This window comes from Rhodococcus sp. Leaf278, from assembly GCF_001426085.1.
GTDB lineage: Bacteria > Actinomycetota > Actinomycetes > Mycobacteriales > Mycobacteriaceae > Rhodococcoides.
The window spans coordinates 1-12,878 of sequence record NZ_LMRR01000002.1 but is presented as its reverse complement, the minus strand read 5'-3'; the positions used below and the strand labels follow the sequence as shown (position 1 = coordinate 12,878).

Here is a 12,878-nt window from a genome sequence, read left to right as displayed (position 1 = left end):
ATGTGTCACCTCGAACTGTAGTGAGTTTCTGTTACCGATCCGCGGTGGTCCGGCGATCCGTCCGAAACTCGGCGGAAACAACACGCACCTAGGGTTGCCTCGAACGAACGCAGCAATGCCGAGCCGGGGGAGGGCAACAGTGCAGGTCAAGGACTTGCTCGACGCCACAGGGCTCTGCATTCGATTACTCACCTCCGACCCCGATGCGCTGGATCGCACGTTGCGGTGGACGTACACCACCGATCTGCCGGATCCGTCGCGCTACATCGCCGGCGGTGAACTGGTCATCACCGGCCTCGTATGGCGTCGAACGCCGGCCGACAGCGAGGTGTTCGTCCGAGCTGTCGCAGAATCCGGGGCCTCGGCGCTGGCGGCGGGGGAGGGTTTGCTCGGCCATATTCCAGCAGATCTGATCGACGCCTGCGAGCGGCACGGACTTCCTCTGCTCGCTGTGCCGGACAATGTCTCGTTCGGCGAGGTCACCGAGTTTCTCGTCGGGCGAGTCACCGGTGATCGAATTGCCTCGCTCAACAACTCCCTCGTTCGGCACCGCCAACTGCTCACCGCGGTAGCAGACGGAAGGGCCCTCGACGAGCTGGCTCTGCACACCTCCAGGGAAACGGGCATGGCATGCCTGATCTTCACCGCTACCGGGCGGCGGCTGGTGGCCGAAGTCGTCGCGTTCTCCGATGCCGACGTCGACACGTTGACGCATGCCGCACTGTCCTCCGAAAGACTCCCCACAACAGCAACTCTCAGCGACGGTGAGCCGTACAGCATCTTCGGAATCGGCCCGTCGCTCGCGCAGAGGACCACGCGGTGGTTCCTCGCGGTGGCGGGAGACAGGGACAACTTCCCTCCAGCGATCTCCGACGCGTTCGGTCAGCTGGCAGCCATCGCCGCCCTCGATCGTGCTCGACGCGAGGAAGGACGGCTGGTTCGGCGTGAGATAGCAGACCAGGCCGTGGCATTGATCGAAGCCGACAGCACCAGGCCCGAGGCGCTGACTCGGCTGCGTCAGGCAGCCGTCGACCCAGACCGTCCGCTGGTTGTCATCAGGATCGTGCACAGCGGTAAAGCCGATCTGCGCGAGATGCTGAGGACAGTGCTCAGCGACACCCTGACCTCCTTCGGTGGCGGCTGCGTCGGTGCCAGCACGCACGGCGACATCGTCGGGATCGTGAACACCGAGGATCCATACATCGCGCAGACTCTCCGAACCCGATTGTCCCGCCTGGGTTCCGGTATCGGTCGCAGCCGCCTTCTCGTGGGCGTCAGCTCGGAGGCCACCGGTCTGACCATCGACGGCGCGCTGCGTTCGGCCCGGCACGCACTCGACATGAGCAGGCAGGGGACCGGCCCCGTCACGGTGACCACGGGTGCGCAGCTGACGTCGGCAGTGTCGATGCTGTCGGCACTGCCCGACGACGTGCGTCGATCTTTCGTCGAGCATGTTCTGGCTCCTCTGCTCGAGTACGACCGGCGCGCCGACGCCGGTCTGATCGACACACTTCGTGAGTTTCTTGCCACCGGCGGATCATGGAACCGAACCGCCGACTCGTTGCATGTGCACCTCAACACCGTCCGGTATCGAATCAAGCGTGTCGAGGAACTGCTCGGCCGCGACCTGGGCTCCACCGAGGACAGACTGGACATCTACCTCGCTCTGCAATCCATCCCTCGGTCGTCGGCCACGGGGGCGGCATAGGATCGAGGAATGACAGGCTTCACCGGAATCCCTTTCGCTGCGCTGGACTTCTACGAGGACCTCGAGGCCGACAACAGCAAGCTCTGGTGGAACGAGCACAAAGCGGTTTACGAGAACGCGGTCAAGGGCCCGATGACGTCGTTGCTCGCGACACTGGAACCGGAGTTCGGTACTGCCAAGGTCTTCCGCCCCTACCGTGACGTTCGCTTCTCCAAGGACAAGACCCCGTACAAGACCCATCAGGGCGGATTCGTCGCTCGCGGCGACAGTCTGGGCTACTACGTCCAGATCGACCCCGCCGGATTGTTCGTCGCCGGAGGCTTCTACAACTCCTCGACCGACGGTGTTGCCCGCTATCGCCGCACCGTCGACGACGACGTGCGCGGAGCCGAGCTCGAGCGGATATTGGCGACGTTGACCAAGGCCGGATACGAGATCGGCGGAGACAAGCTGAAGACCAAGCCGCGGGGATACGAGCTCGATCACCCGCGCATCGACCTTCTGCGCCACAAGTCACTCACCGCGGGTAAGCATTTCGGCTCACCCGAGTGGCTGAAGACACCGAAAGCCGCGACGAAGGTGCGCGACGCCTGGCGGGCGCTCACCCCGTTGGTGGAGTGGACCGCGGCGCTGCACACGTGAGCGCAGCGCTCTATCCGACGACAGAGTAAGTCCGCCAGGCACTTCCGGCGTCCGGGGCATCCTCGCGTTCGACGGTTGCCTGAATCAGACCGTACGGCCGATCGTCCGCGTTGAACACCTCGAGGTTGTTCTCGATACCGAACTTGCCCAGGTCGTAGACGAAGTGGTGCTTGTTCGGGGCCGACATCGAGATCTCGGCGATGAACGGATACTTCTCCAGCACCGCCTCGCCCATGGCGTACAACGTCTGCTGCAGCGCCAAGGACTGCAGATTGGCGAACCGTTCGATCATGGCGGCCTTCACCCCGGCGTACACTTCGTCCCACTCGACATCGGTTGTCGTGTAACGCCATTGCGCCGTCAAGGACGTCGCCATCACACGGTCGGTGGTGGGCTCGAGTATCGTCAGGTCGTCCTCGAGGAAGCCGTGGAATTCCGAGCCCGTGGACTTGAGAATCACCATCTCTTTGAACCCGCTGATCACCCACGTCTGCTGGGCATCACCCTTGCCTTCGACGGTCACTGCCGACGTGCGGATCTCCTCACCCTTGCGTGTCCACGTATGGTCGTGCTCGACGCCGTCGATCACTGCTCGAGCCCAGGCGTACTCCTCGAGCTCGATGCGGGCACCGTCGACGGGCTCGACGTCGTCGACGTAGTGGCGAGCCAAATCGAGGCCGTAACTCTCCAGGTGCAGTAGGCCTTTGGTCTTGGCGTACGCGTACGCGGTCTGCTTCTGGGTGTCGGTGGGCAGCACGTTGGATTGATCACCCACCAGATGTGCGGGGGAGAAGTTACCGCGCAGCGCGCTCGACACGTTGATGTCGTGAATTTCGTGCCGCGGCGAGTCTCGATAGATCCGCACCACGCGGTTCTCCGCCTTGCCGTACTGATTGGATCCGAGGACGATCTTGCCGGTCAAGTCGGTCATGTCAGCTCCCGCGATAGGTCGAATAAGCAAAGGGGGACAACAGCAGAGGCACGTGATAGTGCGCATCGGGATCGGCGACGGTGAACGAGATGGACACCTCGGGGTAGAAACTCGGTGTCGCTGTCGCCTCGAAGTAGTCACCCGTGTCGAACGAGAGACGGTAGACGCCCGGATCGATCGGCCCGGGTACAACTTCACCGATGCGTCCGTCCCCGTCCGTGGTAGCGGTGGAGATCTCACCCTTCTCGGGGTGGAACAACCGCACCCGCATTCCGACCGCCGGGGTCCCCGAGGTGGCGTCGAGCACGTGCGTCGACAACCCGGTCACTGCTCCGGACCCAGCATGCGGCCGAGGCGAATTCGATTGATCTTGGCCAGTTCCACGCGGAGCACCCGTCTCTCGGTTTCGGCATCGTTGTCGAGCCTCTCCTCGAGGATAGCGAGCAGGTCCTCCGCGGACCTGCCGGTGGCACACACCAGATAGACATGGCCGAACTTGTCCTCGTACGCACGGTTTCCCGCCGCCAATTTCTCGAGCACCGCGGTGCCGGCGGTCGTGACCGCTGCCTGCTCCCGCTTCGACGACGGATTGTCGGCCTTGCCGCCGATTCGGGGATGACCGTCGAGCGCGTGATCTATCTCGGCTTCGGGTAGTTCGGCGAGCACTCGATCTGCTCTGTCCAACAGTAGATCTCGACTGTCGAACGGGCGGCCCTGGGCTACTCGACGGGCCCAGATCGACGACGCACAACACTCGTAGAGTGCGTGCATCGCTTGTCGATCGCTGAGTCGGTTGAACCCGTCGAGCCCTATCCATTCGTGTAGCAACGTGCGCTCACTATCTGAAGTCGTTGATGCGACCGAAGCGCGCGGCCGCGATCGGGTTGGCATCGGCCACCAGATCGTCGAATCGGTAGTTCGCGATCTTGGCTATCTCGATCATGGCAAACGACCGCTCTGCCGACGGCGCGTTCTCGACGCGCGACCAACCGTTGGCCAGGACTCGATCGTAGCGCTCGGTCTCCCGCGCGCAGATCACCAGCGGAAAGCCGAAGTGCTCGCGGTATTCGGCGGCGAGTTGCACGATGTTGTCGTGCTCGTCCTCCTCCAAGTTGGACAAGCCGACGTGGTCCGCTGCGTTGAGGGTGCCGGTGGCGTCCTCGCTGCCGAGATCGGGATAGCTGTTGATCAGTTCGATCTGCTCCTCGGTTGTGCCGGCCAACAGTGCCTCCTGGAAGGCCTCGCGTAGACCGTGCGCATCGGCGAAAGGCCGCTGCTGGTACGCGCGTTCGACAACCCACGGGGTGCCCTGCACCAAGCCGCCGAACGTGGCAGCGAAGTCCTCGGATGACATCTCGTTGACCTGGTCGAGGGTGATGCCCTTCCCTGGACCACCGGCGACGGCCTGCCCGCGATTTCCGATATGGAAGAACAACACGTTGAGCACGATTGCCGAGACAGCGCCCAGAACGATGCCACTGCCGAACAGCATTGCGAGCCAGTCCGGTACGCCTTCCGAGACGGTGGGCTGGATGGTGACGAGCATCGCCAGTCCGAGACTGGTAGCAACGATGATCAGGTTGCGGTGATCGGTGAAGTCCACCTTCGAGAGGGTCTGGATTCCGACCACGGCGACGGTCGCGAACAGCGCGAGCGCGGCTCCGCCGAGCACCGGCGGCGGGATGGATGCCACGACTGCTGCCGTTTTGGGCAGCAAGCCGAGCAGAATCATGATGCCGCCGGCCGTGGCCACCACCCACCGGCTGCGAACACCGGTCAGCCGGACCAGACCGACGTTCTCTGAGAATGCCGTGTACGGGAACGAGTTGAACGTGCCACCGATGACGGTAGCAACGCCGTCTGCGCGCAGTGTCGCGGCGATGTCGTCCTTCTTGATGCGTTTGCCGACGATCTCACCGGTGGCATACACGCTGCCGGTGGTTTCGACCGCGATGATGAGCATGACGACGATCATCGAAATGATGGCGATGACACTGAATTTGGGAACACCGAACAGGAAGGGCTGAGTGAAACCGACCCATGATGCTTCCGAGGTGCCGTCGAAGTTCATGTCTCCCAGCACGAATGCGACGGCGCTGCCGATGACCAGGCCGAGGAGCACGGCAATGGTGGCCATGAATCCTTTGAAGAACCGTTGGATCAACACGATGATCAGCAGTGTGCCGATCGCGTACGCCATCCACCGCCCGTTGGTCGGGTCCTGTTCGTGCGTAGCGGGATTGGTCACCGCATCGTTGACGGCCACCGGCAGCAAGGCGACACCGATGATCGTGATGACGGTACCGGTCACCACCGGCGGGAAGAAACGCAACAGCTTGCTGAAGTACGGCGCCATGAAGAACGTGACGAGGCCGGCCACGATGACGGCGCCGTAGACGTACAGCAACCCCTCGGTGCCGCCGCCGTTCGCCATCGCGATTGCGATCACCGGAGAGACACCGGCGAACGTCACGCCCTGCAGCAGCGGCAGCCGGACACCGATCTTCCAGAATCCGACGGACTGAATGATCGACGCGATGCCGCAGGTGAACAGGTCGGCATTGATCAGATGAATCAGTTGTTCGTTGGTCAGTCCGATCGCGCTGCCGATGATGATCGGTACCAAGACCGCGCCGGCGTAGAACGCGACGACATGTTGGAACCCGTAGGCGGCAAGTTTCGGAACGGGGAGCACTTCGTCGACGGGATGGACACGTTTGCGTGTGGTGGGCTTGACGGACATGGGTGGGCACCTCGCGGAAGCAACAGGGCAGGATTCCTGCGACGCTGCAGGAGAAGTGCACTAAGAATCGGTCATCGCGCCTATCCTCGCTAGTCGAGCACGCACAAACTTCGGGGCGTACTCGACGTGGCCGTTGTGCGAACATCCAACACTCGGCCCAGCGACAGAAGGAGCCAGGGTGTCCGACGGTGCAGTGGGAGTGCTCCTGGCTGCGGGTGCCGGAACGCGGTACGGCTCGCCGAAGGTTCTCGCCCACGACGGTCTATGGCTTCGCACGGCAGTGCAGGCGCTGCGGGACGGCGGGTGCGACCGCGTGGTCGTGGTGCTGGGCGCGGCTGATGCGCCCGTTCCCGACGGTGCGATCGCTGTTCATGCACCCCAGTGGGAACAAGGAATGAGCGCGTCGTTCGAGGCCGGTCTGACCGCGGCGTCGGACGCGGACTACGCGGTGGTGCATGTGGTCGATACGCCAGACGTGGGAGCGGAGGTGGTGCGGGCGGTTCTCGATGCTGCGCGGGAAACCGGTCTCGCCAGGGCCGTGTTCAACGGCCGCCCAGGTCATCCGGTCGTGTTGGCGCGGCGTCATTTCGAGGCCGCTGGGGCGTCGGCGTCGGGCGATTTCGGTGCCCGGGGCTTTTTGAAAGGCCGCGACGACGTGAGTGCCGTCGAATGTTCGCAGTGGGCAACGGGAATCGATCACGACTATCGGTAGTTGGCCTACTTCCTGAAGCCGGCCGCGATCGCCTCGATCATGCCGTCGAACTGATGACCACCCGTCGGGAACTCGACCACTCTCGCCGATGGGAGAGCCGTCGAGTTCAGCGCCAGGTGGGAAAAGGGAACCACCTCGTCGTCCCGGCAGTGGACAAGTGTCAGGGCGGTCTCGGGCTCTGGGTCGGTGAACGCGTAGTCGGCGACGTCCCACCCACGCGGAGTCCAGTCCGGCATCGCCAGTAGAGCAGCCCGGACGGGCCGATTCCGGCGACGTTCTGCCAGGACCCTGACGAGGATCGATGCACCGAAGGAATGCGCAATCACCGAATCCTCCGGTCCGAGCCGGTCCAGGTGCTGCCGAATCGGTTCGGCCCAGTCCTCGAAACCCATGGCGGTGTCGGACAGCTCCGGCATACGAAGATCGAGACGCAGAGCTTCGGCCAACCCGCGCGCCAACTCCGCGTCGTCGACGAATCCGCCGGCACCATGTACGAACAGAAGTCGACGAACCACGATGACGTCCCTTCTTCGGCCGTGTTCTGTTATCAGGAAAACACAATTCTGTCGTGCGCGTTTTGCGTAGTCGGAGCTACGCAAAACGCGCACCAGGGGTTGACCGGGATTCAGGGTTCGTGGAACCATCTGGCTCAGCGTCGCGTATCGATGACGGACTGCGTCAGGCATGGAGGCGTCGTACTGCCCAGGAGGCAGCGCATGTCCATATCGTTCGATCACACCATCATTGCCGCGAAGAACAGTTCCGCATCGGCCGAATTCTTCCGCACCCTGTTCGGCTTACCAGAGGCTCCGTCATGGGGGCCGTTCGTGAACGTGCAACTCACCGACGGCACACTGATTCAGTTCGCCGAACCGCCGGTGGACGACATTCAGTTCCAGCACTACGCTTTTCGAGTCAGCGAGGACCTGTTCGACGAGGCGTACGCCCGGCTGGTCGACAACGATGTCGAACATTGGGCAGACCCCCGAATGACCGAACCAGGAACGGTCAACACCGGACACGGTGGCCGCGGAGTGTATTTCCGTGATCCCACCGGCCACTTTTTCGAGATGCTGACACACTCGTACCTGACCCCGCAGGGTGTACCGGTACCCTAGCGATTGTGGCCGAGCAGCAGCATGTTTCGATGACGAGAACTGCCTACGACACTGTTGCGGAGAGCTACGCAGACCTCGTTCGTGGCGAGCTCGACGGCAAGCATCTCGAGCTGGGCCTTTTGGCGGCGTTTGCCGACCGAGTGCGGGGCGGCGAGGTTCTCGAGGTCGGTTGCGGATCCGGCCGCATCACCGAGCACCTACACGGTCTGGGTGTAAACGTCGCTGGAATCGATTTGTCGTCCAACATGATCGACGTTGCTCGACGCGAATTCCCACATCTGAGATTTCGTATCGAGTCGATGGAGTCACTGTCGGCGGCAGACGGCTCGGTTGCGGGGATTGTTGCGTGGTACTCGATCATTCACACTCCTCCAGCGGAGCTGCCTGCGATATTTGCAGAACTGAACCGAGCGATGGCAGCGGATGGTCTGCTGCTGCTGGCATTTCAATCCGGCGACGAGCGAGTACGGCTCGAACATGTTTACGGACATACAGTCTCGTACGACGCCTATCGACTGGACCCCGACGCCATTGCACAGATGGTGGTCGACGCCGAGTTCGAGATCGAGGTTCGAATACACCGGGCCCCGGTGGGAAACGAGCCGACGCCGCAGGCATATCTGATGGCGCGCAAGCGAACATCGTGACGTCTCGAGACCGGTAGAGTTTGCCCGATGTGTGCACCTCGTCCATGCGTTCTCTTCGTCACCGACCTGGCTTATCTGTCGAAGGGCCGACGCTACTGCGACGAAGACATTTTCCTCTCGTCGCAGCTCCGCGAGTGGGTCGACATTGCGCTGTGTCACCCGCTCGACGCGCGGGCGCTGATGGACGTGTTCGACGTAGTCGTTGTCCGAAACTCGGGGCCCGTGCTGGGGTACCAGGATGCGTTCGACGCGTTCACTCGCCACGCACGCGAGAACGGCACGAAAGTTTTCACGCAGCTCACCGGCAAAGGCGACCAGAAAGGCAAGCAATACCTGGTCGATCTTTGTGCAGACGGCTTTCCGGTCATCCCTACCGTCGACAATCCGCGGGATATCTCGCGCTTGCCCGAGGTGGATACCTATGTGGTGAAACCGAAATGGGGCGCAGACTCGATCGGTATGCGAAACATCGGGCGCGCCGAACTGACGGACGTGGAGCCGAACAACCTGATTCAGCCGCGAATCGATTTTGTGTACGAGGTGTCGCTCTACTTCATCGGCCGTACGTTGCAATATGCCTTGTACGCTCCGGATCCCGGCCGACGTTGGGAGTTGGAACCGTACTCGACTTCTGCTGAGGACGAAGAGTTCGCGCAACGATTCGTCGACTGGAACGACATCGACCACGGAATCACGAGGGTCGACGCGTGCCGCACCGTCGATGGGGCTCTGCTCTTGGTCGAGCTCGAAGACCTGAACCCGTACCTCTCACTCGACCGGTTGCCCGAGTCGGCGCGTCGAGAGTTCGTCAACCACATGGCAGAGGCGATCGTAGCCCTGAGCGCCCAATCGTAGGGGGCGAACTCAGTCGGGTACAGCACGCGCGACGCCGCATCGGTGCTGACGATTGGATAGCGTCGAGTCCGTGATTCTCGAACCGAACGATGCAGTGTCCCATCGGCCCTCGAGGATCGTCGTTGCCGGGACGTCCGGTTCCGGCAAAACCACGCTGTCTGCCCGTCTCGGCTCGGTTCTGGGAATCGAACACATCGAGATCGACAGCCTGTACCACGGGCCGAATTGGACGCCGCGCGCGACTTTCGAGTCCGACGTGGAGGAGTTGATTGCGCGCCCGTCGTGGGTCACCGAGTGGCAGTACGAAGCTGTGCGGGATCGCCTCGCCGATCGTGCGGATCTGATGTTGTGGTTCGACCTACCGCGGCGAACGGTGATGCGGCAGATCGTGATTCGAACGTTGCGTCGACGATTCGGCAGGCGCGAACTGTGGAACGGTAACGTCGAGCCGCCGCTGCATCGAATCTTCTTCGACCGTGACCACATCATTCGATGGGCATGGCGTACGTACCCCCGGACCTCGAAGAGAGTGCATCACCTCAACGTTCGGCGTCCGGAGTCGATAATCGTACGCTTCGAGTCACACAGGGAAGTGGACGCCTGGATTGCGCATTGCCTCCGTCCGACCGAGTCGAGCTGAAGCAGCCGAACGTCAACAGTGCAGTTGTGTGGCGAGGGACTCGATCGAGTCGACGCTGTAGGTCCAGTCCGACTCTGCCACCAGGTCGGCAGTCTGTCCCGGTCCGTGTTCGAGTGGACGGGCTACGAACGCCGTCGCGAACCCGCAGTCGGCTGCCGCGACGAGATCGCTGTTGTGCGCGGCCACCATCATGCAGTCACTCGGCTCGAGACCCAGAATATCGGCGGTACGTAGGTAAGCGTCCGGGGTGGGCTTGTACGCCCGAACCGGTTCTGCGCCGAGGATTGCATCCCACGGCAGTCCGGCGTTCTTTGCCATGTCGAGCAGCAGGGAGATGTTGCCGTTCGAGAGCGGGGCGATGATGAATTCGGTACGAAGCCGGGTGAGCCCGGGGACCGAATCCGGCCAGGGATCCAATCGGTGCCACGCCTGATTCAGCTCGGCAATGCTGTCGTCGGACAGCCGAATGTCGAACTCGGACAAGACGACTCGAAGCGATTCGAGATGCAGTACGTCGAGCCGGGTGAATGGCCTGCGGCCGGATCGGACCTCTTCCATCGCCGGCTGATACAGGCTGCGCCAGCGGTCTGCAAAGGAATAGCTGTCGACTTCCGGCCCGCACCGAGTTCGTACCTCGCGAGCGATAGTGGTGCGCCAGTCGACGACGGTGCCGAAAACGTCGAACAGAAGCGCCTTCAACGGTTCTTCTTCTTTTTCTTCGGACTCTTCGAGTGACCGCCCGCGGACAGCAATGCACCGGCCAGAGGAATGAGAAGGAAGAACAGCCACTTCTGGTCGAAGTCGGTAAGGAAGAACAACGCCAGCGAACCGAAGATCACGATCGGCATGACCACTGCACGCCAATCCAGGCCGGCACTGGTATCGGCCGAAGCAGGCGTACGCGGCGTCGTCGACGTAGCGGGGAGATCGACGAATACCGTGTCGAGCTCCCCGCGCGTCGTGGCGGAAGCGATAGTGGCACTGCGCTCGTCGAACTCGGGGACCGTGAGACGACCCTCGCTGAAGTGCAGGCTCAGCGCGTCCAGCGCCTTTTCGCGATCAGCGGTACCGATACGAATTTCCGGAAGCTCGGACATCGCTACAGGGTAACGCTATCCAAGGCCCGGATTCGAGCCGAAATTCGCATCGCTACCGATATGTCCCTATTTGATTTCGGTGAGGACGGTGCCCTGGGTGATGGCGTCGCCTGCGGTGACGGACAGGCCGGTGACGGTGCCGGCTTTGTGGGCGGTGACGGGGTTTTCCATCTTCATCGCTTCGAGGACGGCGATGAGGTCNGGCGTCGCCTGCGGTGACGGACAGGCCGGTGACGGTGCCGGCTTTGTGGGCGGTGACGGGGTTTTCCATCTTCATCGCTTCGAGGACGGCGATGAGGTCCCCTGCTTCGACGGTTTGTCCTTCGTCGACGGCGACTTTGACCACGGTGCCCTGCATGGGTGCGGTGACCGCGTCACCGGACGCCGCCCCTGCTCCGGCACCGCCACGGGTGCGGGCTTTCGGCTTGCGCCGCACCGCACCGGCAGACCCGGCACCACCGTTGCCGCCGCCTCCGTTGCCGCCGAGGGACAGTTCCCCGGGCAGGGACACCTCGACGCGGCGGCCTCCGACCTCGACGACCACCGATTGACGCGGCAGCATCTCCTCGTCGTCGAGCGGTTGTCCGGCGGTGAACGGGGGAACCTGGTTGTCCCATTCGGTTTCGATCCACCGAGTGTGCACCGAGAAGGATTCGCCGTCGCCGATGAACGCCGGATCGGAGACCACCGCAGCATGGAACGGGATCACCGTCGCCAACCCTTCGACAGTGAACTCCGCCAACGCCCGACGCGAGCGTGCGAGGGCCTCCTCGCGGGTGGCTCCGGTGACGATGAGCTTGGCGAGCATCGAATCGAACTGGCCCCCGATCACACTGCCGGATTCGACACCGGAATCCACGCGCACTCCCGGACCGGACGGGGCGGTGAAGGTGGTGACCGGTCCGGGGGCGGGCAGGAACCCACGGCCGGCGTCTTCGCCGTTGATCCCTTCGAGCCCGAGGCAGACGCCGAGCCGCGAGGTAGCGAAGCCGGGGGAGTGGATTCGACACCGGAATCCACGCGCACTCCCGGACCGGACGGGGCGGTGAAGGTGGTGACCGGTCCGGGGGCGGGCAGGAACCCACGGCCGGCGTCTTCGCCGTTGATCCGGAACTCGAACGAATGCCCCCGCGGTGCAGGGTCTTCCGTGATGGACAGTTCCTCACCGTTGGCGATCGCGAATTGTTGCAGGACGAGGTCGATGCCGGAGGTTTCCTCGGTGACCGGATGCTCGACCTGCAGACGAGTGTTCACTTCCAAGAAGCTCACCAGGCCGTCCTGGCCGACGAGGTATTCCACCGTCCCGGCACCGTAGTAGCCGGCTTCGAGGCAGATGGCTTTGGCGGAGGCGTGGATTTCTTTGCGTTGGGCGTCGGTGAGGAACGGGGCGGGGGCTTCTTCGACGAGTTTCTGGAAGCGGCGTTGCAGGGAGCAGTCGCGGGTGCCGGCGACGATGACGTTGCCGTGCTGGTCGGCGATGACCTGGGCTTCGACGTGGCGGGGCTTGTCGAGGTAGCGTTCGACGAAGCATTCCCCCCGCCCGAATGCTGCGACTGCTTCGCGGGTGGCGGAGTCGAACAGTTCGGGGATTTCCTCGCGGGTGCGGGCCACTTTCATGCCGCGTCCGCCGCCACCGAATGCGGCTTTGATGGCGATGGGGAGGCCGTGTTCGTCGACGAACGCGAGTATTTCGTCGGCGTCTTTGACCGGTTCGGAGGTGCCGGGGACCGAGGGTGCTTTGGCGCGGGCGGCGATGTGGCGGGCGGTGACCTTGTCGCCGAGGTC

Annotated in this window: 16 protein-coding genes and 2 pseudogenes; 7 read left to right on the top strand and 11 right to left on the bottom strand. The window is 63.1% G+C overall.

Annotation, left to right across the window (positions count from 1 at the left end; all coding sequences use genetic code 11):
• Positions 1–139 precede the first annotated feature (139 nt).
• Positions 140–1,708, top strand: coding sequence for a PucR family transcriptional regulator (locus ASG84_RS02850; RefSeq protein ID WP_235581510.1), 1,569 nt, complete (start codon positions 140–142; stop codon positions 1,706–1,708).
• A 9-nt stretch (positions 1,709–1,717) separates the two neighbouring features.
• Positions 1,718–2,350 (top strand): DUF2461 domain-containing protein, encoded by a 633-nt coding sequence (locus ASG84_RS02845; protein WP_057475555.1) that lies wholly within the window; start codon positions 1,718–1,720, stop codon positions 2,348–2,350.
• A 10-nt stretch (positions 2,351–2,360) separates the two neighbouring features.
• On the opposite strand, the gene pucL is transcribed toward ASG84_RS02845, so the two are convergent.
• Genes pucL through uraD (ASG84_RS02825) form a run of 4 tightly spaced genes read right to left on the bottom strand, consistent with a single transcriptional unit; the run spans position 2,361 to position 6,024 of the window.
• The gene (gene pucL / locus ASG84_RS02840) at positions 2,361–3,281 is read right to left on the bottom strand and encodes a factor-independent urate hydroxylase (RefSeq protein ID WP_057475554.1); all 921 of its coding nucleotides are present in this window, start codon (positions 3,279–3,281) and stop codon (positions 2,361–2,363) included.
• Between the two features lies 1 nt (position 3,282).
• Entirely contained in the window at positions 3,283–3,609 is a 327-nt protein-coding gene (uraH, locus tag ASG84_RS02835) for a hydroxyisourate hydrolase (protein WP_057475553.1), read from the bottom strand.
• Positions 3,606–4,109: a 2-oxo-4-hydroxy-4-carboxy-5-ureidoimidazoline decarboxylase gene (gene uraD, locus ASG84_RS02830; protein ID WP_082520752.1), complete on the bottom strand. Its 504-nt coding sequence runs from the start codon at positions 4,107–4,109 to the stop codon at positions 3,606–3,608. Before uraD (ASG84_RS02830) ends, uraH begins: the two co-directional genes overlap by 4 nt.
• Before the next feature lie 10 nt (positions 4,110–4,119).
• A complete protein-coding gene (gene uraD / locus ASG84_RS02825; RefSeq protein WP_057475551.1) occupies positions 4,120–6,024 on the bottom strand; it encodes a 2-oxo-4-hydroxy-4-carboxy-5-ureidoimidazoline decarboxylase in 1,905 nt (634 codons plus the stop codon).
• Positions 6,025–6,202: 178 nt separating this feature from the next.
• Between uraD (ASG84_RS02825) and ASG84_RS02820 the strand changes: the two genes are divergently transcribed.
• Positions 6,203–6,736, top strand: coding sequence for a nucleotidyltransferase family protein (locus ASG84_RS02820; protein ID WP_057475550.1), 534 nt, complete (start codon positions 6,203–6,205; stop codon positions 6,734–6,736).
• A 5-nt stretch (positions 6,737–6,741) separates the two neighbouring features.
• Here the strand turns inward: ASG84_RS02820 and ASG84_RS02815 are convergent, their stop codons facing one another.
• The gene (locus ASG84_RS02815; protein WP_057475549.1) at positions 6,742–7,251 is read right to left on the bottom strand and encodes an alpha/beta fold hydrolase; all 510 of its coding nucleotides are present in this window, start codon (positions 7,249–7,251) and stop codon (positions 6,742–6,744) included.
• A 201-nt stretch (positions 7,252–7,452) separates the two neighbouring features.
• Between ASG84_RS02815 and ASG84_RS02810 the strand changes: the two genes are divergently transcribed.
• From ASG84_RS02810 to ASG84_RS02795, 4 genes are all read left to right on the top strand, one after another.
• On the top strand, positions 7,453–7,854 hold the full coding sequence (locus tag ASG84_RS02810) for a VOC family protein (protein ID WP_057475548.1): 402 nt from the start codon (positions 7,453–7,455) through the stop codon (positions 7,852–7,854).
• A gap of 29 nt (positions 7,855–7,883) precedes the next feature.
• Entirely contained in the window at positions 7,884–8,501 is a 618-nt protein-coding gene (locus tag ASG84_RS02805) for a class I SAM-dependent DNA methyltransferase (protein ID WP_057475775.1), read from the top strand.
• Between the two features lie 27 nt (positions 8,502–8,528).
• Complete coding sequence (locus ASG84_RS02800) at positions 8,529–9,356, top strand: hypothetical protein (RefSeq protein ID WP_057475547.1); 828 nt, start codon at positions 8,529–8,531, stop codon at positions 9,354–9,356.
• A gap of 70 nt (positions 9,357–9,426) precedes the next feature.
• Entirely contained in the window at positions 9,427–9,996 is a 570-nt protein-coding gene (locus tag ASG84_RS02795; RefSeq protein WP_057475546.1) for an AAA family ATPase, read from the top strand.
• Between the two features lie 12 nt (positions 9,997–10,008).
• Here ASG84_RS02795 and ASG84_RS02790 read toward each other — a convergent pair whose 3' ends face one another.
• From ASG84_RS02790 to ASG84_RS02775, 6 genes and pseudogenes are all read right to left on the bottom strand, one after another.
• Complete coding sequence (locus ASG84_RS02790) at positions 10,009–10,695, bottom strand: haloacid dehalogenase type II (protein WP_057475545.1); 687 nt, start codon at positions 10,693–10,695, stop codon at positions 10,009–10,011.
• Positions 10,692–11,093 (bottom strand): DUF1707 SHOCT-like domain-containing protein, encoded by a 402-nt coding sequence (locus ASG84_RS02785; protein ID WP_057475544.1) that lies wholly within the window; start codon positions 11,091–11,093, stop codon positions 10,692–10,694. Before ASG84_RS02785 ends, ASG84_RS02790 begins: the two co-directional genes overlap by 4 nt.
• Positions 11,094–11,159: 66 nt before the next feature.
• Complete coding sequence (locus ASG84_RS28680; protein WP_442970904.1) at positions 11,160–11,288, bottom strand: acetyl-CoA carboxylase biotin carboxyl carrier protein subunit; 129 nt, start codon at positions 11,286–11,288, stop codon at positions 11,160–11,162.
• Between the two features lie 7 nt (positions 11,289–11,295).
• Positions 11,296–12,039: pseudogene (locus ASG84_RS02780) on the bottom strand (biotin/lipoyl-containing protein); the annotation flags it as partial.
• Positions 11,922–12,170, bottom strand: a complete 249-nt coding sequence (locus ASG84_RS28675) for a hypothetical protein (protein WP_442970903.1) — start codon at positions 12,168–12,170, stop codon at positions 11,922–11,924. The pseudogene ASG84_RS02780 and the gene ASG84_RS28675, both read right to left, overlap by 118 nt.
• Positions 12,171–12,200: 30 nt before the next feature.
• A pseudogene (locus ASG84_RS02775) lies at positions 12,201–12,878 on the bottom strand (ATP-binding protein); the annotation flags it as partial.